Annotated in this window: 1 protein-coding gene; it reads left to right on the forward strand. The window is 40.9% G+C overall.

What is annotated here, in order from left to right; translation table 11 throughout:
* On the forward strand, positions 1-247 hold a 247-nt coding region (locus FH871_RS34580; RefSeq protein WP_305036619.1), incomplete at both ends, for a beta-ketoacyl synthase N-terminal-like domain-containing protein.

A 247-nucleotide genomic window follows, 5' to 3' on the forward strand; every position in this document is an offset into this window, starting at 1 on the left:
CGCCAGAAGAATTCTGGAATAGCCTAGAAAACGGTAAAATCGGTATTAAACCCATTACAAAGTTTGATGCTTCCGAAATCCCAGTTCACAATGCTGGAGAAATTCAAGACTTCCCATTCGATAAATACTTTGTCAAAAAAGACAAGAACCGGATGGATAACTATTCTCTCTTTGCTATGTATGCAGCCCTAGATGCCCTTGAAAATGCTAACTTGGACATGGAAAATGTTGACCGTGACCGGACTGG

The organism is Larkinella sp. C7 (assembly GCF_006149005.1).
Classification (GTDB): Bacteria; Bacteroidota; Bacteroidia; order Cytophagales; family Spirosomataceae; genus Larkinella.